General features: G+C 48.6%; 25 protein-coding genes. 7 read left to right on the top strand and 18 right to left on the bottom strand.

Annotated elements, in window-relative coordinates; all coding sequences use genetic code 11:
• Window positions 1-18: 18 nt before the first annotated feature.
• The 10 genes from flgK to flgB form a co-directional block, all read right to left on the bottom strand.
• Entirely contained in the window at window positions 19-1,383 is a 1,365-nt protein-coding gene (gene flgK, locus FLM48_RS22140) for a flagellar hook-associated protein FlgK (protein WP_028774257.1), read from the bottom strand.
• A gap of 30 nt (window positions 1,384-1,413) precedes the next feature.
• Window positions 1,414-1,863, bottom strand: coding sequence for a rod-binding protein (locus tag FLM48_RS22135; protein ID WP_028774258.1), 450 nt, complete (start codon window positions 1,861-1,863; stop codon window positions 1,414-1,416).
• Window positions 1,863-2,960: a flagellar basal body P-ring protein FlgI gene (locus FLM48_RS22130; protein WP_245608455.1), complete on the bottom strand. Its 1,098-nt coding sequence runs from the start codon at window positions 2,958-2,960 to the stop codon at window positions 1,863-1,865. The genes FLM48_RS22135 and FLM48_RS22130 overlap by 1 nt, the downstream gene beginning before the upstream one ends.
• Before the next feature lie 68 nt (window positions 2,961-3,028).
• Window positions 3,029-3,691: a flagellar basal body L-ring protein FlgH gene (gene flgH, locus FLM48_RS22125; protein ID WP_028774260.1), complete on the bottom strand. Its 663-nt coding sequence runs from the start codon at window positions 3,689-3,691 to the stop codon at window positions 3,029-3,031.
• 26 nt (window positions 3,692-3,717) lie between these two features.
• Entirely contained in the window at window positions 3,718-4,503 is a 786-nt protein-coding gene (gene flgG / locus FLM48_RS22120; RefSeq protein ID WP_179026169.1) for a flagellar basal-body rod protein FlgG, read from the bottom strand.
• 15 nt (window positions 4,504-4,518) lie between these two features.
• Entirely contained in the window at window positions 4,519-5,253 is a 735-nt protein-coding gene (locus FLM48_RS22115) for a flagellar basal body rod protein FlgF (protein WP_028774262.1), read from the bottom strand.
• Window positions 5,254-5,261: 8 nt separating this feature from the next.
• Window positions 5,262-6,470, bottom strand: a complete 1,209-nt coding sequence (gene flgE, locus FLM48_RS22110) for a flagellar hook protein FlgE (protein ID WP_179026168.1) — start codon at window positions 6,468-6,470, stop codon at window positions 5,262-5,264.
• A 25-nt stretch (window positions 6,471-6,495) separates the two neighbouring features.
• Window positions 6,496-7,164 (bottom strand): flagellar hook assembly protein FlgD, encoded by a 669-nt coding sequence (locus FLM48_RS22105; protein WP_179026167.1) that lies wholly within the window; start codon window positions 7,162-7,164, stop codon window positions 6,496-6,498.
• Window position 7,165: 1 nt separating this feature from the next.
• A complete protein-coding gene (gene flgC, locus FLM48_RS22100) occupies window positions 7,166-7,585 on the bottom strand; it encodes a flagellar basal body rod protein FlgC (RefSeq protein ID WP_179026166.1) in 420 nt (139 codons plus the stop codon).
• Between the two features lie 11 nt (window positions 7,586-7,596).
• On the bottom strand, window positions 7,597-7,947 hold the full coding sequence (gene flgB, locus FLM48_RS22095; RefSeq protein WP_179026165.1) for a flagellar basal body rod protein FlgB: 351 nt from the start codon (window positions 7,945-7,947) through the stop codon (window positions 7,597-7,599).
• 110 nt (window positions 7,948-8,057) lie between these two features.
• Between flgB and flgA the strand changes: the two genes are divergently transcribed.
• The 3 genes from flgA to flgN all read left to right on the top strand — a co-directional run bounded on the left by flgA (window position 8,058) and on the right by flgN (window position 9,592).
• Window positions 8,058-8,780 (top strand): flagellar basal body P-ring formation chaperone FlgA, encoded by a 723-nt coding sequence (gene flgA / locus FLM48_RS22090; protein WP_256871000.1) that lies wholly within the window; start codon window positions 8,058-8,060, stop codon window positions 8,778-8,780.
• Between the two features lie 76 nt (window positions 8,781-8,856).
• Window positions 8,857-9,144, top strand: a complete 288-nt coding sequence (gene flgM / locus FLM48_RS22085; RefSeq protein WP_179026164.1) for a flagellar biosynthesis anti-sigma factor FlgM — start codon at window positions 8,857-8,859, stop codon at window positions 9,142-9,144.
• Window positions 9,137-9,592 (top strand): flagellar protein FlgN, encoded by a 456-nt coding sequence (gene flgN / locus FLM48_RS22080; protein ID WP_179026163.1) that lies wholly within the window; start codon window positions 9,137-9,139, stop codon window positions 9,590-9,592. The genes flgM and flgN overlap by 8 nt, the downstream gene beginning before the upstream one ends.
• On the opposite strand, the gene FLM48_RS22075 is transcribed toward flgN, so the two are convergent.
• From FLM48_RS22075 to FLM48_RS22040, 8 genes are all read right to left on the bottom strand, one after another.
• Window positions 9,589-10,005, bottom strand: coding sequence for a flagellar FliJ family protein (locus FLM48_RS22075; protein WP_179026162.1), 417 nt, complete (start codon window positions 10,003-10,005; stop codon window positions 9,589-9,591). The two genes, flgN and FLM48_RS22075, sit on opposite strands and share 4 nt — an antisense overlap.
• Before the next feature lie 9 nt (window positions 10,006-10,014).
• Entirely contained in the window at window positions 10,015-11,358 is a 1,344-nt protein-coding gene (locus FLM48_RS22070; RefSeq protein ID WP_179026161.1) for a FliI/YscN family ATPase, read from the bottom strand.
• Window positions 11,351-12,055 carry a flagellar assembly protein FliH gene (gene fliH / locus FLM48_RS22065; RefSeq protein ID WP_179026160.1) on the bottom strand — a complete coding sequence of 235 codons (705 nt, stop codon included), beginning with the start codon at window positions 12,053-12,055 and terminating at the stop codon, window positions 11,351-11,353. Before fliH ends, FLM48_RS22070 begins: the two co-directional genes overlap by 8 nt.
• Before the next feature lie 2 nt (window positions 12,056-12,057).
• On the bottom strand, window positions 12,058-13,044 hold the full coding sequence (locus FLM48_RS22060; protein ID WP_028774273.1) for a flagellar motor switch protein FliG: 987 nt from the start codon (window positions 13,042-13,044) through the stop codon (window positions 12,058-12,060).
• Window positions 13,045-13,126: 82 nt separating this feature from the next.
• Window positions 13,127-14,827 (bottom strand): flagellar basal-body MS-ring/collar protein FliF, encoded by a 1,701-nt coding sequence (fliF, locus tag FLM48_RS22055; RefSeq protein WP_179026159.1) that lies wholly within the window; start codon window positions 14,825-14,827, stop codon window positions 13,127-13,129.
• 62 nt (window positions 14,828-14,889) lie between these two features.
• Complete coding sequence (fliE, locus tag FLM48_RS22050) at window positions 14,890-15,228, bottom strand: flagellar hook-basal body complex protein FliE (protein WP_028774275.1); 339 nt, start codon at window positions 15,226-15,228, stop codon at window positions 14,890-14,892.
• A 29-nt stretch (window positions 15,229-15,257) separates the two neighbouring features.
• Entirely contained in the window at window positions 15,258-16,565 is a 1,308-nt protein-coding gene (locus tag FLM48_RS22045) for a sigma-54-dependent Fis family transcriptional regulator (RefSeq protein WP_179026158.1), read from the bottom strand.
• The gene (locus FLM48_RS22040) at window positions 16,565-17,473 is read right to left on the bottom strand and encodes an OmpA family protein (RefSeq protein WP_179026157.1); all 909 of its coding nucleotides are present in this window, start codon (window positions 17,471-17,473) and stop codon (window positions 16,565-16,567) included. The genes FLM48_RS22045 and FLM48_RS22040 overlap by 1 nt, the downstream gene beginning before the upstream one ends.
• Window positions 17,474-18,010: 537 nt before the next feature.
• On the opposite strand from FLM48_RS22040, the gene FLM48_RS22035 reads away from it, so the two are divergent.
• The 4 genes from FLM48_RS22035 to fliQ are packed head-to-tail and all read left to right on the top strand — an operon-like array spanning window position 18,011 to window position 20,276.
• A complete protein-coding gene (locus FLM48_RS22035) occupies window positions 18,011-18,892 on the top strand; it encodes a FliM/FliN family flagellar motor switch protein (protein WP_179026156.1) in 882 nt (293 codons plus the stop codon).
• Entirely contained in the window at window positions 18,885-19,238 is a 354-nt protein-coding gene (gene fliN, locus FLM48_RS22030; protein ID WP_028774278.1) for a flagellar motor switch protein FliN, read from the top strand. The genes FLM48_RS22035 and fliN overlap by 8 nt, the downstream gene beginning before the upstream one ends.
• A 1-nt stretch (window position 19,239) precedes the next feature.
• Window positions 19,240-19,968, top strand: coding sequence for a flagellar type III secretion system pore protein FliP (gene fliP, locus FLM48_RS22025; RefSeq protein WP_028774279.1), 729 nt, complete (start codon window positions 19,240-19,242; stop codon window positions 19,966-19,968).
• 38 nt (window positions 19,969-20,006) lie between these two features.
• Window positions 20,007-20,276: a flagellar biosynthesis protein FliQ gene (gene fliQ / locus FLM48_RS22020; protein ID WP_028774280.1), complete on the top strand. Its 270-nt coding sequence runs from the start codon at window positions 20,007-20,009 to the stop codon at window positions 20,274-20,276.

Below are 20,276 nucleotides of genomic sequence, written 5' to 3'. Positions count from 1 at the left end.
GCCCACGAGGGCACAAGGCTATATATTTAATATGGTTTGAAATAACTGATCCGCCGCGGCAATCACTTTGGCATTGGCCTGATACGAGTGCTGATAAACAATCAAGTTAACCGCTTCTTCATCCATGTTGACACCACTGGTACTGGCCCATTGTGATTGGGCTTCCATCTGTAAAGTCATCGCCGTTTCTTCGCTCATTTGCGCTTGACGTGACGCTGAGCCTAATTGACCAACCATGGCAGCGTAAGCCTCTCCCATTGACCCTTCAATACCCACGGAGTCAAAGCTAAAGCTCTTATTTGCCAGCTCGATAAGTGCTTTTAAGTTAGTGTTGTCACCGGGAGTACCATCTTGACCAAAAGCCAACATGTCGGCGCTAAACCCGTCAGTCACTCGCAGGCTACCAGCGGGATTATTAGGGTCAAAGGTGAACAGATCTTGGCTTGGCGTGTTGCCGTTTAAGTCGGTACCAGCCGCTAGAATGGCATTGAACTCTTCGGCAAAGGTGACCGCCATTTCATCGACAAAGGCTTGTGACTCCAGCAAGCTGTTATCGCGATAATCAATCATCGCGCCTAAACTGCCCCCAGTGGTTTCATCGATGGGAAATTGCGCTTCACCAAATTGCAACGTGACTTGGCTAATGGCCGGGTTGTTGGGGTTTGGCGTGACGTTAAACTTGGCGCTGGTGGTGCCAGATAGCAGAGGCTGTCCTTGTGCCAATGAGATATTCACCATGCCAGTGCTATCGTGGGTCACATTGATGTCGACCAATTTAGATAAATCATCAATGGCGGCGTCACGGGCATCAAGCAAACCAGCAGGTATATTATCGCCCGAGCGTTGGATCTCTTGATTAAACTTGGCGATGGTCTCTAACTGGGTGTTGATCTCTTTAGCTGACGCACCAATTTGGCCTTCTATCTGACTTAGTTGTGAATCTAGGCCTTGGCTAATTGAATTAAACCGCTGTCCCATGGCTTTAAATTCGCTCAAAATTCCCTGACGGTAAGCGATATCACTGGGTTGCTCCATGGCGGAATTCAATGACGCAAATAGCTGATCTAAACCAAATGAAATACTGTTACCTTTAGAGCCAAAAATCTGCTCGACCTGACCAAAATAACTGCTTTGCACTTGGGTAAAGCCCACTTTGCTGGTGGTGTTCCACAATTGCGCCACTTCATACTGATCGGATATGCGTCTGACGCCATCGACCTGTACCCCAGCACCGCTGCCATAAATGCCACCGCCCACTGAACTCATCATGACTTGTTGGCGTGAATAACCGGGTACCATTGCATTGGCAACGTTGTTCGACGTTGAGTTCAAAGCTGCCATACTGGCGTTCAAGCCAGACATGCCAATGTTAAGCATACTCATTGTTGGTCCTCAAAAGCCGCAAAGCGGCAGTTATTTGTTAGATACTTGATTGAACGTAGGTGCAATCAATGCCGGTTGCATCGCTTTGGTCGCAACGCTCTGTGAGGAGATGTCACCATTGGCAGCAGGCATTGTGGCCATTTGATTAGTAGAGGCGACCGGCTCGGGGCTGGACTTAAGCGCACCAGATAATTGTTTTGTCATCATGTGCGCTAACCCCGTCGATTGCAGTTGGCTAAGACGACCTGCAAGCTCTGCATCATGCCAGTCCCGATAAAGGCTATCCTTTTGCGGTGACAGCGGGTTATCACTATCCGCCAGTACATCTGAGGCACTGCGCATTTGTTTGAGTACCGTTTGTAAAAACTGCGCTTCAAATTGTTGGCTGACGACCTGCAATGCACCGTGCTCGCCATTGGCTTTAATTAGCTCATTGGCGTTGAGCTGGCCAATATAGCCGTGGCTATTGTCGAGTTTCATTAAATCACCACCAATTCTGCTTCAAGGGCACCGGCTTCATCGAGGGCTTGTAAGATGGCCATCAAATCCATGGGTGAGGCGCCCAAGCTATTCACAGCGCGAACCACATCTTCGAGCATAATGCCTTCTGGCCAGACAAACATGCGTGCATCGCCGGTATCAATGTCAATTTGGCTATCGGTAGTGACCACAGTTTCCCCTTGGGCTTGGCCCCAAAAAGCCCCGTTTGGCTGACTGACAAACTCTTGCTCTACAATCGATACGGTGAGGTTGCCATGACTGACGGCAGCTTTGCGTACCACCACTTCGCCGCCCATCACCACGGTGCCGGTGCGGCTGTTAAACACCACGCGAGGTGACTTGCGGCCCTGCTCAATTTGTAATTCTTCGAGCATCGACATAAAGGTAACCCGCTCGCGATTGGTACTTGGGGCGCGAACCAGTACTTTAGCGTGGCTATCTGCACGGGCGACATCGGGTCCAAATAGCTGATTGACCTGGCGCTCGATATTGCGCGCCGTTTTAAAGCTCGGGGTACGCAGGTTTAACACAATATCTTCGGTTTCAGTAAAGTCGCTGTACATCGGCGCTTCTAGTAGCGCACCATTGGGGATGTTGCCTACGGTAGGCACATTAATGGTAACGGATGAGCCATTACGGCCCTGAGCTGACACCCCGCCAACGACTAAGTTGCCTTGAGCCACTGCATAAATTTCGCCATCAACGGCGCGCAAAGGTGTCATCAATAGTGTGCCGCCACGTAAGCTTTTAGCATCACCGATAGAAGAGACGGTGATATCTAATGTTTGCCCCGGACTCGCCAAAGGTGGCACGGTGGCATGGACCGCAACGGCAGCGACGTTCTTTAATTTGGGATCTGTTTTATCATCTATTTGGACGCCAAATTGTTTGAGCATGTTGACGATAGACTGACTGGTAAAGCGCACCTGAGTACGATCACCGGTGCCATCTAAGCCAACGACTAAACCATAACCCACGAGTTGGTTGTCGCGGATACCTTGTACATCAACAATATCCATAAGGTAGCGTTGTTGACCTTGGGCGTGGCTAATGTTGGTGCTGCTGACGATCACCATACATGCGCTAGCAAGTCCAATTAATAATCGTCGCATCATTGTGCCTCTTGTGGGGGTGAGTTGCTGCATTACAGTGGGAACCAAGGACTATTAAAGTAGCGTGCCGCCCAGCCCATAGCGTTGCTGTCGGCAATCGCGCCTTGGCCGCCATAGATGATACGAGCATCGGCAATTCGCTGTGATGAGATAGTGTTGTCATTACCGATGTCGTCGGTGCGTATCAGCCCTAGTAAACGCAAGTATTCATCACCTTGGTTCAGGCGCAGCCACTTTTCACCGCGGATTAACAACGCGCCATTAGGTAATACTTTGGCGACGGTGACGGTGATAGAGCCAGATAGCTGGTTTTGCTGCGTGCTGGAGCCTGATCCCTTGAATCCGCGAGAGGCTGACCCGCTGCCGCTACCATTGAAACTGTCACTGCCGGTCGAAGCTTGGCCGCCAATCGCCATATCTTGCTCTTTGTTGGCTTTGGTATCGGCGCGTTTACTGGAATAGGTCTTTTCATCAAGCGCGACGGTGAGAATGTCACCTTCGCGAAACGCGCGTTTATCTTTGAATAGGGTCAACATATAGCCTTGACGGTACACACTGCCATTTTTAGCTTCTGGCAGGCTGTAATCAATCTCCGGCGGCGCCCATTCCGGTTGCCCAGGTTTTGTTTCGGGCTCCGGAAAATGGGCGGCACAGCCCGATAAACACAACATGAACCCTATCCATAAATAACGCATGATGACTCCTTACGCGTGGGCGTTGATTACACGGCTTGGTTGAGGAATTTCAGCATGTCATCGGACGCTGATACGACTTTGGCATTCATTTCATATGCGCGTTGGGTAGAGATCATCTCAACCATCTCCTCAACCACATTGACATTCGCCCCTTCCAACGCGCCCTGGCGCAATTGACCTATAGCTTGGTCACCCGCAATGCCCTCTTGAGCGGCACCTGATGCGCCTGTTTCCCGGTACAAGTTGTCACCGCGCGCCTCTAAACCTGCAGGGTTGGTAAAACTAACTAAGGTGATTTGCCCAAGTTCCTGTGCTTCGGCTTCTCCGGCTATTTGCGCCGATACCACACCATCGGTTGCGATAGTGATGGTGAGTGCATCTTCCGGGATCTCGATATTGGGCACCATAGGTAAGCCTTGAGAGGTCACCATTAGGCCATCGTTGTTGCGAAAGAACTGACCATCACGGGTGTAGGCTAGCTCACCATTGGGTTCTTCAATTTGAAAGAAACCTTGGCCTTCAATGGCTAAATCAAGTTGTTGGTTGGTGGTTAACAGATCGCCAGTGGTAAACACTTTTTGGGTGCCTGCCACCCGCGTACCTGCACCAAGCTGTAAACCTGAAGGCAGTTCATTGAGTTCATCAACTTGACCGCCAGGTTGACGTTGCGTTTGATAAAACAGATCGTTAAATGCCACCCTATCGCGCTTAAAGCCAGTGGTATTAACGTTGGCTAAATTGTTGGCAATGGTGGTCATTTTGACATCTTGAGCACTAAGCCCAGTTTTACTTACCCATAATGCTGATTGCACCTTAATGCTCCTTAATTACGCGTTTTTAAGCAGGCGATTGCCCGCTTCGGCTAGCTTTTCTGCACTTTTCATCAACTTGACCTGTACTTCAAATTGACGACTTAAATCCATTGAGGCGATCATTTCGCTCACCGCTTGGACATTACTGGCTTCGAGGTAACCGCTATTGACTCTTACTTCATTGTTGGCGGCCAACATCTGGCCATCACGGCTATAAAGTAGACCGTCGGTGCCTTTTTCTATTGCTTGCAGGTCAGGGTTAACCAGTTTTAGTTGGCCAACCTCTTCAATGACTTCACCGGCCGCGGCTAGCACACTAATGCGGCCGTCATCGCCAATGAACAAATCTCGGTATTCAGGCAGCACAATGGGACCATCGATACCGACCACAGGACGGCCATCGATGGTGAGTTGGCCATTGGCATCAGGGACAATGGCACCCGAGCGGGTATATCCTTCACCTGCTCCGGTCATGACACTGAATAAGCCTTGGTCGCGGATAGCTAAATCTAAAGTGCGGCCAGTGGGGTTAAGCTCACCGCTTTGGCGGTCAAAGCTGTTGCTATGTGTTTGCGCCATGACGCGGGTGGTTAGGCTATTGCCAACTCCAGGCACCACTTGAGCCTGTACTCGCTCTAAATCGGCTTTGAAGCCGTGAGTATCAGCGTTGGCCAAGTTATGTGCCCGTATCGCTTGCGCTTCCATTATTCGGTTAGCACCACTGGCAGCGGTATAGATCATCTTATCCATGTGCGATCCTAAATAGCGTTAAGCAAAGACTGTTGCATGCTGGTATTGGCTTGAAGCACTTTGGCGTTAGATTGGTAGTTGCGCTGGGCATTCATCAACCCCACCATTTCCGCTGTGGTGTCAACATTTGAGCCTTCTAGGTAGCCTCCAGCCATGTTGCCGAAGGTCCCCGTATTAGGGGTGCCGACAGTGGCTTGTCCCGTTGAAGGGTTAGCGGTCCAGGCGTTGTTGCTCACCGGTGTAAGGCCATTGGGGTTGTTAAAGGCAGCTAAAACCACTTGTCCTTGCACTTGCTCTTGGCCATTGGTGTATACCCCGTACAGCATACCGTCGTTATCGAGACGAATACCGTTCAACTCGCCAGAGGTGTAGCCATTTTGAGTCAAGCTTGAGTTGTTATAATCGGCCGCATATTGGGTGCTGTTGGCATAGCTTAGCGTCAGGCTCATATCTGAAGCACCGCCGACAATATTGGGATCGTTAATATCTAAAGTGATTGAGTCGCCCGCGATGAGGTTGCCATCTGAGTCGAAATCCAATGTATGACCGCCTGCAGGAGTGACATCTTCGCCATCCATGCGGTAATGAACCTGCCAAGTATTGTCGCCAGTTTTAACGTAATACTGGGTTAGCGCATGCTCTTTACCCAGTGAGTCGTAAGCCGTTACCGTTGTTGACGAATGGTAAGTTGAGGCATCATCAGGATCAAACGGGGTGGTAGCAGGGTCGATGGCATCAACACGCGCATCTAAATTTGATATTTGGCTAACATCGCTAGTGGCTTTCGCCGGCAGTGATGTTGAGTGGATTTGTAAGTCGTTCACATTACCGGTTTGCAATTGACCACCTGGGCCAACGGGATAGCCTTGTAAGCGATTACCCATAGGGTCAACCACAAAGCCGTTTGCGTCCTGATTAAACATGCCTGCACGAGAGTAAAGTGTGCCGCCATCGGTTGTAGAAAGCATGAAAAAGCCTTCACCTTGGATGCCCATGTCCAATTCACGACCCGTGTAAGTTAGACCGCCGCCCATAGAGAAGTTTTGGCTGGTGGACATGACGTTAACACCACCGGCTTGGCCGCCATTATAAATAGCGGCAAATTCGCTGCGGCCACCACGAAAGCCTACTGTTGAGGCGTTGGCAATGTTGTTACTGATGGTGTTGAGATCTTGGGTTGTTGCTTGTAAACCACTAAGGGCAATATTGAATGACATGCTTAGGATTCCTTAACTTAAATTGTTATGACACTTCAGAGATTTCAAGCACAGAAATCGTGCCTAGACCATTGCCCAACTCGGCCATCATCACGCCGGACGCGCTGACAAAGTGAACTTTTTCAATGGGAGCTTTTATAAATGTATCGGCGTTGCTGGTTTCTTCACCTGCAGTGACCTTGGCGGTAATTTCATAGTCGCCAGCGGGTAAGTCTAACTCTTCTGGATCGATGCTAAAGGCGATGTCCCCGCTATCTTGCGGGCCCAGCACGATAGTTTCGACCACTTCACCTTGATCATTTTTAATCTCGATTTCTAGCTCTTCTGCGCCTGACTCGAGATAAACCTTACCGTCGATAGTGTCATCGCCTAGCGTAAATTCGTTAGCTGGCACCATGGCGCTTTTGCCTATGAGTTGTGCCGATTGCACGATGCCGAGATTTTCCATCATGATCATGCTCATGGCTTGATTGGCTCGCATATGCTCTAAGCTTTCAACTTGAGATATTTGCGCCATCTGCGAGACAAATTCATTGCTATCAATGGGGCTGGTAGGATCCTGGTTTTGGATTGAAGCCAGCATCAATGTCATGAAGTCATTTTTGATGGTGCCAGCAGCGCTACCGGCGGAACTCATAATGTCAGCGCCTTGGGTACCGGTGTCTTGTTGACTCGTTAGGGCTTGTACGCTCATGTTAGTTGGCTCCTAGTTGCAGCAGGCCTTGCTGCATAGAACGGGCGCGGTTCATCACTTCAACATTGGTTTCAAACGACCGGCTTGCAGCCATCATATCTGCCATTTCATCTACGGTATTGACGTTGGAGTACGCCACATACCCCTGTTCGTCGGCAAACGGGTGATTGGGTTCATAGCGCATATCAAGTGGTGCGTCGGTTTCAACAATACCGGCGACCTGTACATGTGCGCCACTGAGTTGCCCCTGCTGGGTTTGGTTGTAAATAGTTGAAAATACCGGCTTTAGTGCTCTAAAGGCACTGTCGGGATTCTCTGCCGCTGCGCCAGCGTTGGCTAAGTTACTTGCCACCGTGTTTAGGCGGATGGTTTGGGCGTGCATGCCGGCACCGGCGATATCGTAGATCTCAGAAAATGACACTGGCTGTTCTCCTACTTGCCTTCAATGGCTGACTTCAAGCCAGCAATTTTCATGTTGAGGAAGGTCAGACTGGTTTGATAGTCCATGGCGTTTTGCGAATAACGAGCTTGCTCTTTACCGAGTTCAACGGTGTTATTATCACTGGAAGATTGGTAAGGCACTCGGTAAGCGGCTTCGTAGTTGCGATCGGGAGTCATTCCGGCATTGATTTGCGTCATGACCGTCTTGAAGTCTAAGTCTCTGGCTTTGTAGCCTGGGGTCTCGGCATTGGCGAGGTTCCCGGCCAGCATCTTGCTGCGTTCGACACGAAAGTCGAGTGTTTGTGGGTGAATGCCCAGTGCGGCATCGAGCTTGATAGCCATGAAAACTCCTAGTAATGTATGGTCGATTTCCCAATTGCTGCATCTGAGCAATCAATTTACGTGCCAACAAACTTAGATGTTTTATATCAATGGCTTAATTGAGGTGACTGTTGAAAAACGGAATAGGTCTTTCCTGCTTGTTGTGGACGGTTTTCCTGTTACTTCCGCATGGGGCGATGGCGCAGTCGCTGACTGTTGCTGATGAGATACGCCAGCAGTTTGTCACCCAGCTGGAAGCAGAGTTACAGCAGTGGCAACAGCTCAATGGGATTGAAATTGTCAGTCATCAAATTCAACCTCGGGTACCTTCTGGTGCCAGTTCACTGCCTCAGTGCCCTTCACAAATTACCATTGAATCCGCTGCCGGAGTGCCGTTTGGTAATTTGCAGCGGCGGGTACAGTGCTTTGACAAAGGCTGGAGCCTATTTGTACGTGCCAAGGTGACGGTGACGGCGCGACTGCCTGTGGCTGCACGTGCGATAAAGCGCGGGGAGATCATTGGCGAGCAAGATATTGTTTTTCAATCAGTCGTGCTATCAAGTAGTGATCGCCAGTTAGTGGGCCAGCTAGAGGATTTACTTGGTCGCCAAGTGAAGCGGCAACTCCGGCGTCATCGAACGATACAAATCAATCAGCTTTCGGCACCTATGTGGGTAAATTTAGGTGATAAAGTGATTATTGAAGCTCGTAGTAACGGCTTTTACGCCAACATGCCAGGAGAGGCGCTAGAGTCGGGGGGAGAGGGCAAAGGTATTAGGGTAAAAAACCTCAGTTCTGGCAAAGTGATTATTGCTTATCCAATAGCCAAAGGGCGAGTGGCAACCATTTTCTAATTTTCGGCTATCTGATTTTAGTTTTTACGCTCAAGTGTCGCTTGTTAATAGTGACTGCATTATCACTTGAGTATCTATGATGGAAATCACCAAAGTTAATAGCCCGTTAAGTGCGGAAGTTGGCGTTAATAAGCGCGCACAGACTCACTATCAGCGCGATGAACAGCAAGCCAAACCTAATCCGAGTGCGACCAAAAGTACCAGTGATGATTGGCAATTACTCGACCAAGCCAAGCCGCAACTTGCGCAACTTGCAGAGGTAGATAGCGACAAAGTCAGTGGCTTACGTCAAGCGATAGCCAATGGCACTTTTCGTATTGATATTGGTGAAATAGCTGAGGCGATGTTACGTCAACATGGATAAACTTACCGTCAATAAACGCGAAGTGTTGCAGTCACTGGTTCGTGGTATTCGTCAGGATATCGAAGGCTATAAACAACTCAAAAGTTTACTCAAGCGACAACGAGAGCTGATGCAGCGTCGAGATAACCAAGGGTTATCACACCATAATGAGCACCAAACTGCGCTTTGTGATGAGTTGATGTTACGCGCCAAAGCCCGCTGTCAATTTCTCAATCAGCTTGGATTCAGTGGTGATGCACAAGGCATGGCGCTGTTGTTAGAGAAACTACCTGCCCAGCATAAAGAGCAATTGAGTTTATGGTGGCAGAACTTATTGGCTGCGGTGAAAGAGAGCCAAGCGATGAATGATGCTAATGGTAAACTGTTGGTGACTCAGCAAGCTGTGATTGCCAGTATCTTGCAGCAAGAAGATACCGGCGTGAACGATTATGGTGAAGGACTTCGCTAGTCGTTAATTCGCGCTCTTTGGGCGAGATCGTCTAGTTGTTGCTGCTCACGTCGTTCAATGTCTCGTAGTCGCTGTTTGTGGCGTTGTTGTACTAACCAATTTAACCGCTGTCTATGTTGCAGTTGATGGCGCCACAAATCATCTATTCGTTGTTGTTCTTGGGCAAGCAAGCCATTTTTCCTGACCATTTGTTGCACCATCGGCCGCAAACTTTGTTGTAAGCTGGTGTTATTTTGCAAGAGTAGTGGGTGCAAATTCTTATCGCTAGTTTGCTGATATTGCTGCAGCATTGCACTCAGTTGTGCCGTTTGTTGTTGGCTATGTTGCAGTCGATTCGCCGCTTCGTGACGCTGTTGTCCTAGCTTGGTCAGTTTCTTTTCTTCTTGTTGCTTAAGCTTGATTAACTGCTGCATTTTGCTTTCCTATGCCAGTGACGAAGGTGGTTGCAATGGGCCAATTAAGTCTAATAATTGCTGCATACTTTGGGTGCGATCAGCACGTTCATCTATCCCTTGAGTAAGAAATTCGACCAGCTGTGGGTAACTTTGTACCGCCAGATCCATATCCGCATCTTGCCCGGGTTGGTAGCCGCCAAGGGGTAACAGTTCACTGACTTCGTGATAGCGTCCGTTGAGATGACGAAACCGTTGTATTGCTTGTTGCTGCGAGGTATCGCTCAATTGCGCCGCTAAACGGCTAATGGAGGCAGCGATGTCGATAGCGGGAAAGTGGCCTCGTTCCGCTAGCTTACGACTGAGAACGATATGACCATCTAAAATCGCCCGAGCGGCATCAGCAATTGGGTCTTGCTGATCGTCACCTTCCGTCAGTACGGTATAAAATGCGGTTAAGGTGCCCTGGGGGTGCTGACCATTACCAGCCATTTCTACTAAGCTAGGCAATTGGGCAAAGGCTGAAGGCGGATAACCTTTGGTGGCGGGTGGCTCGCCTAAGCTCAAAGCAATTTCACGCTGAGCTTGGGCATAGCGGGTTAACGAATCAACCAGTAACAGCACCCGCTTACCTTGATCGCGAAAGCCACAGGCTAAGGTGTGGCATAGGCGCATAGCGCGTAGCCGCATTAACGGCGTGGTGTCGGCAGGGGCTGCAATGACGATTGCGCGAGCCATACCTACTGGCCCTAAAGCTGACTCGATAAACTCACTGACCTCCCGGCCACGTTCACCAATTAGGCCAACAATGACAATGTCAGCTTGGGTAAAGCGGGTCATCATACCGAGTAGCACACTTTTGCCGACTCCAGATCCTGCAAACAATCCAAGTCGTTGTCCTTGTCCTACAGGAAACAGGCCATTGATTGCTCGAATACCCACATCTAAAGCGGTGTTGATTGGACGACGTAACAAGGGGTTGGTGACGGGCTTATGGCTGTCGGTAGCCGAGCACATGGCTGGGGTAGGGCCAGTATCAAGCGGTTGGCCGCGACCATCTAGCACCCGGCCTAGCAAGCTATCGTCGATGCACAGTTGGCCACTTTGGTGATAGGGCAATACCCTAGACCCTGGCATTAAGCCTGACGTGTGTTCAATGGGCATTAAGCAGAGGGTTTCTTTATGAAAACCGACCACTTCAGCCTCAATATAGCGGCCATCACGGCATTCGATTAAACAGCGATCTCCCATGCCCAACTCACAACCTACCGCTTCGAGAATGAGCCCTTTTACCCGGGTCAATCGACCATAGATCTGCGCAACTGGGATAGTTGGCCAGTCTAAAATATTATCGATTTTACCTGCTTCAGTCATGGGCTTGAGCGAGTTTGGCCTGCACTTGATCCATGCAAGCATTGAGACGAGTTTCAACCGATGCATCGGCATCTGTGTGTTCGGTAACGATTCGACAGCCACCTGCTGAAATGTCAGCGTCTGCTACTAAATGCCAGCCTGCCACTTTGTCTGCTGCAAGATTTTGCAGTTGTTTTACTGCACTGGGCTCCAAATGAATGGCAATGTTGCCTTGGTTATCTGGTAGGGCGGCTAAGGTTTCTTCAATCAAAGCCAATATCTGTTGTGGTTGCAACGTTAACTCGCAGCGAATCACTTGTTGAGATACGCGGCGAACCAGATCAAGAATGAGTGATTGCTGTTCATTGATCTGTTGGTTGTAGCCTTCTTCGAGCAGAGATTTTAGCGCACTCAGTGGTGTCAGCACCTCATTGAGCTGCTGATCAATATCGGTTTTTCCTGCCAGTTCACCGGCGGTCTTTCCTTGGTTGAAGCCCGCGGCATGCCCCGCGCGGCGGCCTTCCTCTTTACCTGACTCTAGGCCTTCACGATGGCCATTTGTGAGCCCTTCTTCATAGCCTTTATCATAAGCTTGTTGGTAGTCGTCCCACCCAGGCTCCTGTGTATCGCTGTGCTCTGGTGCCTGCAAAGGGGCAAAACGATGACGTCGTGCCAACTGGCTGTTTAATCGCCATTTATTGTTTGGGTTGCGGGTCATGGTTACTCCACCACTTGCTCTTCAAAGAGCTGTAATTCAATTTCGCCTTCATCCATCAATTGCTTGGCGATCTCCATAATTTCGCGTCGTGCGGCAATGGCTTGGCTAACTGGTACAGCGCCAATGGCGTCGACTTGAGTCTCAATGGCCGATGACATACGTTTTGGCAGTGCGTCCAACAGTGTCGATTTGAGTTCACTGTCGATGCCTTTAAGGGCGATGGCTAAGGTTTCTGCGGGAACATTGGCCATCACTTCTTGTAAGGTTTCCGCTTTTTGTCGTCCTAGTATGATGAAATCAAACATATTGTCAGCAACGTCACTGGCTAGGCCTTTGTCGTGTAGTTTGATCATCTCCATTAGCTGCTCACGGTCACCTTCAAAGCGATTGAGAATATCGGCGACTTGGCGAATACCTGCGACTTGGGTGTGGCTTTTTTCCATGGCAATTAGCATGCAGCGTTCGACTAGCTGTCTGAGTTCGTCGACGACATCGCGGTCGAGTTCACCCAATTGCGCGATCCGCACTAATACCTCGTCTTGACCGGCTGCAGGTAGACTTTGCAGCACTTGAGCGGCGCTTTCTGCTGGCAGTAGCCCCAGTAATACAGCTTGTAATTGGCTATGCTCATTAGTGATTTCTCGCGCCAACAGCTGGGGTTCAACCCATTCAAGCCGTTTAACTAAGGTCTTGATCTCGTCACCGTAAATACTATCTATTAAACTTTTGGCGACCCGATCGCCTAATGCCATATCTAAGGTTTTTTGCAAATAGCCTCTAGAGGCTCGTGCGATACCGGATTGCTCTTGATAGCGCATAAAAAATCGGCCGAGTACTGCTTCAGCTTCTTGTTGAGTGATACTCGAAAGTCGCGCCATTTTATGGCTAAGATGCTGTACATCGTTGCGATCAAGGTGGGCCATTACTTGGGCCGCGCCTTTCTCTCCCATACTTAATAGCAACATCGCTGCCTGATCTAAGTTGTCCATTTTGATATTCGGTTCACTCATTTCGCTTTCACTTCTGTAATGATCAAGTTGGGCTGTTTTCTGTTCAGCACGATGGCGTTATTTACGGATTTTCTTTATCACTGATCCAATGGGATATGACCTCTGCCACCCTCGCTGGCTCTTGATTTGCCAACAGGCTCAAATGTTCCATTTTCACTGTCAGTGGCGAGCTAGGTTCGGGTAATCCCTGGGTTCCCATCCAAGTACTGGCGTTGTCGTTACCGCCAGCCATTAATTGATCGGCTAAAGCTTGGGCATCATCGGTGGCTGGCAATGCCGCGGCTTGATTGTCTTCTATGGCTGCCAACGGCTGCGCATCATTTTCGTTTTCGCTGTGGTGGTCCACGGTACGGGTGAGGTGGCTCACAAGCGGACGCAGGACAAATAAGATCAACCCAAGGCCTAAAATGCCGCCAATCAGATAGCGCAGATAAGCTTGGTAACCCTCAGCTTGCCACCAAGGCATTGGCTCAAATTGAGCGATTTGTACTGGCGCAAAATCGAAACTATTAATACTGAATTGGTCGCCTCGTGCAGCGGTATAGCCGATGGCATCTTGTACCATAGTGCCTAGCTGGTTAAGTTGCGCATCGCTCCAACCACCTTCGCCTGCAGCTTGGTTGTTAAGCAGTACTGACACCGACAGAGTTTCCAGTTGCATCTGTTGAAAACGGGTATGACGTACCGAGCGTCCCACTTCAAATTGGCGACTTTGCTGCTGATTTAAATTGCGGCTAGCATTATTGTTTTCGTCTGCATCATTACCCGGTGGTTGGTTAGCCAGTGCGCCCGGAATGCCAAGTGCTAACTCACTGTTGGTTTCTGCCGTGCTAGAGTTCTCTTGGCGCACGACGGTGTCAGGATCGATCGCTTCACGGGTTTCTTCGACTTGGTTAAAGTTAACCTGAGCGGCAATTTGAACCTGAAAATTCTCTTGGCCCAATACCGGTGCTAACATGCTTGAAGCCCGATTGATTAAGCTTTGCTCTAGCTCTTGGGTGTATTTTAGTTGCCTATCTCGTGCTTGGGTGATGTCTTGGTTCATGGCCACCCCAGCACTTAAGTGATTGCCTTCTTGGTCGACAATTTGAACCCGTTCTGGGGTCATACCGGTAACGCTGCCGGAAACTAAATTTGCAATAGCTTCAATTTGATTGGCTTGTACTTTGGCGCCGGCGTATAAATCAAGCATCACTGATGCCGAAGGTAGTTCTGGCTGGGCTCGAATAAATAGTGTTCGCTTAGGGATGGCTAAGTGTACCCGCGCGGTGCGCACAGATTTGAGTGCCATGATGGTGCGTGAAAGCTCACCTTCGAGACTGTGGCGGTATTTGGCTTGCTCCATAAATTGGCTGGTGCCAATACCGGAGTTATCCAGTGACTCCATGCCACTAGGTAGTTGGGCTTTTACGCCTTTTGCTGCGAGTAACATCCGTGCTTTACTGAGTTTGTCTTCCTGCACCAAGATGAGGCCACTATTGGTTTCAATCTGGTAATTGATCCCTTCTGCCTCAAGTACTTCAATCACCTGAGCAGTATCAACTTTATCTTGATGCCCATATAAAGGACGGTAGCCTTGAGAGGCGGTCCACAGCAGCAGTACAATTACGCATGCGACCACACAGGCCAGCACGGCGAGCACCAATACTTGTCGGTCTCCTCGATTGAATCGTTGCCATTTGGCTTTGGCTGATGAGAGCAGGTCTTGGTTGTCGTTAACGTCCGTGATTGCGTCAGCGCTTTGGGCCAGAGTGGTAGACATGTTCGATTAATCCTTGCTATGAAGTTTGGCGGTTACTGGAGGGGTCATTGTTACCGGCATAGTTACAGTGGCATTTTCATCACTTCGTCAAATGCTTGAACTAAGCGATTGCGGATCTGCATCATGGTTGAAAAAGACAAACTGGCTTTTTGTGAAGCAACCATGGCGCCAACTAAATCATCGCTTTCACCACTATCTACAGCTCGCATCAACGCGGAGGAGTAGTTTTGGTCGCTGTTGACCGCGGTGACTTTTTGCTGCATCAGCTCAGAAAAGCTAGGGGTAGCCACACCAAAATCTCTGGGGTTGCTGGCCACTTTGATTGCCCCTTTCGCGATTTCTGTGTGGATACTCATGGTATCCATCATCGACTGAGGGCTGATGAGTGTCGCGTTAGACATGATTAAATTCCTAAATCAGAGTGGCTGGATCAGGCCGCCTGGCCTTTATCAGCCAGTACTTTGTCAATATCTATGCCCTGCTCACGCATTTGTGCGAGCTTGTAGCGTAGAGCTCGAGTGGTCATTCCCAGGGAGTCGGCGCTGTGACTACGGTGACCATTGAATCGTTTTAGTGTGTCGATAATGTATTGAAACTCAGCTTGTTTCTTAGAAGCCTTCAAACCCGACTCGCTATTGCTTTGGGCAACGACACAGTGATGTGACTCGCTGGCAATACCGAGTTCGGCGGCCTGTAGGGCTAAGCCTCGTCGCATAATCAACGCACGTTGGATGGTGTTCTCTAGCTCACGTACATTACCCGGCCAATCGTGGGCCAGTAATAGTTGTTTTGCAGCTTCACTGAGAAAACAGTTGTCGGTTTGTATCGGTTGGTAGCGTTTTAGAAAGTGGGCCGCTAATGGCAAAATGTCTTCGCGCCTATCCCGCAACGGGGTAATTTTTAGTGGTAGCACATCAAGTCGGTAGAATAGGTCTTCGCGAAAGTCACCTTGCTTAACCGCTTGGCGTAAATCTCGGTTAGTTGCTGCGATAACACGAATATCCAGCGCGATTGACTGGTGACCGCCCACTCGTTCAACTTCTCTTTCCTGCAGTACTCGCAGTAGCTTGGCTTGCAGCAGTATCGGCATTTCACCAATTTCATCGAGTAAGATAGTGCCGCCATTGGCCATCTCAAATTTTCCAGCTTGATCACAGCTGGCGCCGGTAAAAGCACCTTTAACATGACCAAATAAGATCGACTCTAAAATACTCTCAGGGATTGCGGCGCAATTAACTGCAATAAAAGGTTTGTCAGCACGATTTGAGTGACGGTGGATATATCGAGCTACGGGCTCTTTGCCTGTACCGCTTTCGCCAGTGAGTAATACGCTGGCCTCCGTTGATGCCGCGCGATGGGCCAACATCAGTAATTGTCGGCTCGTTGCGCTAGCAACAACCAATTCATTATCGGGTTGCTCTAGGCGGCGAAGACGACGAAATAGCGATTGTACCTGAGCTTCATCAATCGGGTGTAAAAGGTAGTCTTGAACACCCTGCTGCATGGCGGTAGTGGCAATGTCAGTTTGTTCTGGTTTTAACACAGCAATTTGGTTTTTTGCCGGGTTGGCTTTCAATATGTCTGTGACGTCTTCGGCAACGGCTTGACTGAGATCGATCAGCGCGAGCCAAGGGTGTGTGGCTTGGCGATGGCAAGGCATAAACCCTAATAACGCCAACTCATTTTGACTGTGCGTAGACAGTGCAACATTAGACAATTGGTAGTCGTAAGTTGACATTATTGTGATACTCCAGCGGTGTCTTGGGCTATCGGTGGGTTGGGTGAGTCCTTAATAAGCCTCACGGAAACACGACGGTTTTTAGCTTGCCCCGCTTGATGGTGGTTACTGGCTAGTGGTGCTCGGGTGCCATGGTGACGAACTTGAATCATGGCGCTATCAATGCCGACTTCAACTAAGCGTGCACTGACCTCGTCAGCACGCTGCTTACTGAGTACCAAGTTTGCTAGGCGATCACCCACTGCGTCAGCATGGCCATCAACTAAGACTTGTTTGATGCTCGAATCGACCTTGATATAAGCCGCGATCGCTTCGATATCGCTAAATTGAGTCGGGGTGAGCAGACTCTCAGCACTGGCAAAATTGAATGTCACATGGCGTACATACTCGAAAGGCTTTGGTAGCAACTGTTGTCGACATTGGCGAAAGGCGAGCGCGACAGAGCGAGTATTAACTGGGGCGCTTTTTACTAAGTAGCCGATATCTGCACTTGGCTGAATATAAGTTTGCCAGGTTTTGCCCAGCTCTAACGCTTCAACAAATTGGGCGGTGTTGTGTTGGCTACTTGCTTGTCTGCCCAGCCATTGTAGCTGAGTACCGTGTTGACCGACCGGCTGATTTGCCTGCCAACTGGCATTGACAATACTAATGTTGCTTGCGTGCTGCTGCAGTGCTAGCCAATCGGTTTGCAGTGCGATATCAATTTTCTCGCCCGGTTTTGCACTAAGTACGTAGTCACCAAAGCCATCGACATGGTGGCGTATTTCGCAGCCATAAGGGCTGCCATTAAATTGCCATTGCGATAATTCCATAGGGGTTTGATAAGCGATGGTACTTGCTTGTACTTTGCCAGCAAAAAAGAATGTCGCTAACAAAATGCAGCATAAAATACTGTTTATTGATGCCAAACCAACTCATTCCTTTTTCTTGTTATTCTAATTTAGTGAATATTTTTAGTTTATAAAACACACTCAATAAATAACCCGCCTCATCATTTGAAGCTTTAGGTCGCTAATAAAACATTGTTTAGATTATAAGTAAATGCTTTTTTTGTGAATTATTGTATTTTTTGATCTGCTTGTAAATATTGGTTTTAAAATATTAAAAATATATTCCAATTTGATGGTTTAATATGTTTGAATGCTTTTTTGTGATTGTCGGTTGAGGTTTTTGTGGGACAAAAATCTCTGGTGAAACAAAATATTTCATTTTTAAGGTATTGTTTTTTAATGGTTTGGAATTTTTATTCGAAAAAACTCAAAAAATAATTTAAGTTTTATGAAAAATTGTCGCTATATGGTTTATTTTGTTTTTTGATACTCAGTTTATTTATTAATTTTATGGTTTAACTTTGTGGTGGCGTCATATAAATGTCACCTGTCATTTTATTGGTGTTTATATTTTTTGTGTTGAGTTTTTGACGCTAATATATATTGGGGTGAGTTTTGAAAATAACATCTAAAGCTAGATTGATTAAAAATCCTGCAATGGAGAATATTAGACCGGTTGTTTTAATCAAAGAAAAACTCGCTAGAAGTCGGTTAATCATACAGATTGAAAGCTGTCAAAAGCAGTTAATAGAAAACATTAACACCGTGCTTAATCCGATTATTCGCCAGGGGCATCATGGAGTCTATGAGGGTGTGTTGTCGACTCAAGATCAAACGGTGACACCGGATATCCATGGCGCGTGGTTTTTGCTGAGCTACCAAGGTTCGCCATTGGCGTGGTGGCGTATTGATCGTTGCACATTAGACCAACTAGCTAGTGGGTATTATGGCAGCGTTGATAGCCCCTTGTGTTCACCACTTCGAGAGCCTAGCCAATCTGAGTTTCGTCTTGCCAAAAAACTGATGTTAGCGGCGTTGTCGGCTTTGCCCGTTGTCACGTTAGATGAACACGCGTTGCAGCTTAGTTTAGTCACTAACCAAACTCCCTTAGATGCACCATTTAGCTGGCAACTGTCTTTTCCACAAGAGCAGTGCGGTGCCGACATGCGTTTTTGTATGACCGAAAAACTGTTGGGCCTAATGGCTGAGCAGCCAAGTCATTACATGGCGGCTGCGGATTTACCTGAGCAACTGGCGCAAAGATTGAGTCAGATCCCTACCAAAATACTGTTAGAACTGGGGCGGCAAGTGACGCCGGTTACCTCGCTAAGCAACTTAAGTGTGGGTGACATTTTACCCATGAGTTTACATTCTCGCTGTCCGGTTACGGTCGGAAAGCGGCCCTTGTTTTACGCCACGGTCCATACCCACGATGGTCAGATGGTGGCCAAATTGACCCAAGATGCTTTTCCACAAGAGGAGATTCCCCATGACTGAACAAAGCTTAATTGATGATGACTTTTTACTCGATGATGATCTATTTGCGGCCGATGACACCCTAGCGGCACCGGTGGCAAAAAAACCAGTGAAAGACATGTCGTTTTTTCAGCAGCTACCCGTCCAAGTCACCCTTGAGTTAGCCAGCGCTGAAATCGCACTTGGTGAGCTGACTAAGATGGGGCAAGGCGATGTCATTGGCCTAGATCGTATGGTGGGCGAGCCGCTAGATATTCGTGTGAACGGTGCGTTATTAGGCCGCGGTGAAGTGGTGGAAGTGAATGGTCGCTATGGCGTGCGTTTATTGGAAGTTGAATCGATTAGCCTGACCGGAGCCAACGACTAGCATGCGCTTACTGCTGATCCTAGGTTTACTCTTGTTTGCACCGTTCGCTACCGCCAATGATGGCCTGACTTTATTTACCTATGGTCAAGGGGATCAAGCCCAAGCCGTCAATATCAAACTAGAGATCCTTGCTTTGATGACGGTACTCAGTTTTTTACCTGCGCTACTGATGATGTTGACCAGCTTTACCCGGATCATTGTGGTACTGGCAATCTTGCGTCAGGCGATTGGCCTGCAGCAAAGTCCGCCGAATAAAGTGCTACTTGGGATCGCTTTGGTGATCACCATTTTTATTATGCGTCCGACCGGCAATGATATCTATCAGCAAGCCTACTTGCCTTATGACAATGGTGATATTGAGTTAACCGAAGCGGTGAAAATAGGTGAAGGGCCACTGAGGCAGTTCATGTTGGCACAGACCCGTGAAACCGATCTCGAGCAGATGCTAAAGATTGCCAATGAACCCACGACGTTAACCGCCGATCAAGTGCCGTTTTTTGTGCTAATGCCGGCTTTTGTGCTCAGTGAACTAAAAACGGCGTTTCAAATTGGTTTCTTACTGTTTTTGCCTTTTCTAATCATCGATCTGGTTGTCGCGAGTGTGTTGATGTCGATGGGGATGATGATGTTATCACCTTTGATTATCTCCCTGCCTTTCAAGCTAATGGTGTTTGTACTGGTTGATGGCTGGACCATGACCGTCAGTACCTTGGTGGGTAGCTTTGGCTAGTGATGATAGAGATGATGGCATGCCAATAGGAACTGCTCATGGATGTGAATGAATTAACGGTGATGTTCTCCGATGCAATCTACCTGGTGGTGGCCATGGTGGCTGTATTGGTTGTGCCAGGGCTGCTGGTGGGTCTAATGATTGCGGTGTTTCAGGCGGCGACCCAGGTCAACGAGCAAACCTTGAGCTTCTTACCTCGGTTAGTGCTTACCCTGCTAATGGTGCTGTTTTCTGGGTCTTGGCTGCTACAGCAGATCAGTGACTTTTTCGCCGAGTTGTTTATGACAATTCCGCACATTATTGGTTAA

The sequence above is a fragment of the Shewanella sp. Scap07 genome (genome assembly GCF_013394145.1).
Lineage (GTDB): Bacteria > Pseudomonadota > Gammaproteobacteria > Enterobacterales > Shewanellaceae > Shewanella > Shewanella waksmanii.
The sequence above is the reverse complement of the archived record's forward strand: the minus strand, read 5'-3'. Positions and strand labels throughout refer to the sequence as shown.

Bases quoted from the DNA above. Each gene is read 5' to 3' on its own strand.
- FLM48_RS22070 (WP_179026161.1), bottom strand. From the start codon at position 11,358: ATGACTGAAGCAGGTAAAATCGATAATATTTTAGACTGGCCAACTATC.
- FLM48_RS22105 (WP_179026167.1), bottom strand. From the start codon at position 7,164: ATGAGCGTACAAGCCCTAACGAGTCAACAAGACACCGGTACCCAAGGC.
- FLM48_RS22060 (WP_028774273.1), bottom strand. From the start codon at position 13,044: ATGGACAACTTAGATCAGGCAGCGATGTTGCTATTAAGTATGGGAGAG.
- FLM48_RS22045 (WP_179026158.1), bottom strand. From the start codon at position 16,565: ATGTCAACTTACGACTACCAATTGTCTAATGTTGCACTGTCTACGCAC.
- FLM48_RS22135 (WP_028774258.1), bottom strand. From the start codon at position 1,863: ATGAAACTCGACAATAGCCACGGCTATATTGGCCAGCTCAACGCCAAT.
- flgE (WP_179026168.1), bottom strand. From the start codon at position 6,470: ATGTCATTCAATATTGCCCTTAGTGGTTTACAAGCAACAACCCAAGAT.
- flgK (WP_028774257.1), bottom strand. From the start codon at position 1,383: ATGAGTATGCTTAACATTGGCATGTCTGGCTTGAACGCCAGTATGGCA.
- FLM48_RS22115 (WP_028774262.1), bottom strand. From the start codon at position 5,253: ATGGATAAGATGATCTATACCGCTGCCAGTGGTGCTAACCGAATAATG.
- FLM48_RS22075 (WP_179026162.1), bottom strand. From the start codon at position 10,005: ATGCAGCAGTTAATCAAGCTTAAGCAACAAGAAGAAAAGAAACTGACC.
- fliH (WP_179026160.1), bottom strand. From the start codon at position 12,055: ATGACCCGCAACCCAAACAATAAATGGCGATTAAACAGCCAGTTGGCA.
- FLM48_RS22130 (WP_245608455.1), bottom strand. From the start codon at position 2,960: ATGGTGATCGTCAGCAGCACCAACATTAGCCACGCCCAAGGTCAACAA.
- fliE (WP_028774275.1), bottom strand. From the start codon at position 15,228: ATGTCTAACGCGACACTCATCAGCCCTCAGTCGATGATGGATACCATG.
- fliF (WP_179026159.1), bottom strand. From the start codon at position 14,827: ATGTCTACCACTCTGGCCCAAAGCGCTGACGCAATCACGGACGTTAAC.
- fliP (WP_028774279.1), top strand. From the start codon at position 19,240: ATGCGCTTACTGCTGATCCTAGGTTTACTCTTGTTTGCACCGTTCGCT.
- flgB (WP_179026165.1), bottom strand. From the start codon at position 7,947: ATGGCTATCAAGCTCGATGCCGCACTGGGCATTCACCCACAAACACTC.
- fliN (WP_028774278.1), top strand. From the start codon at position 18,885: ATGACTGAACAAAGCTTAATTGATGATGACTTTTTACTCGATGATGAT.
- flgH (WP_028774260.1), bottom strand. From the start codon at position 3,691: ATGCGTTATTTATGGATAGGGTTCATGTTGTGTTTATCGGGCTGTGCC.
- fliQ (WP_028774280.1), top strand. From the start codon at position 20,007: ATGGATGTGAATGAATTAACGGTGATGTTCTCCGATGCAATCTACCTG.
- flgM (WP_179026164.1), top strand. From the start codon at position 8,857: ATGATGGAAATCACCAAAGTTAATAGCCCGTTAAGTGCGGAAGTTGGC.
- flgN (WP_179026163.1), top strand. From the start codon at position 9,137: ATGGATAAACTTACCGTCAATAAACGCGAAGTGTTGCAGTCACTGGTT.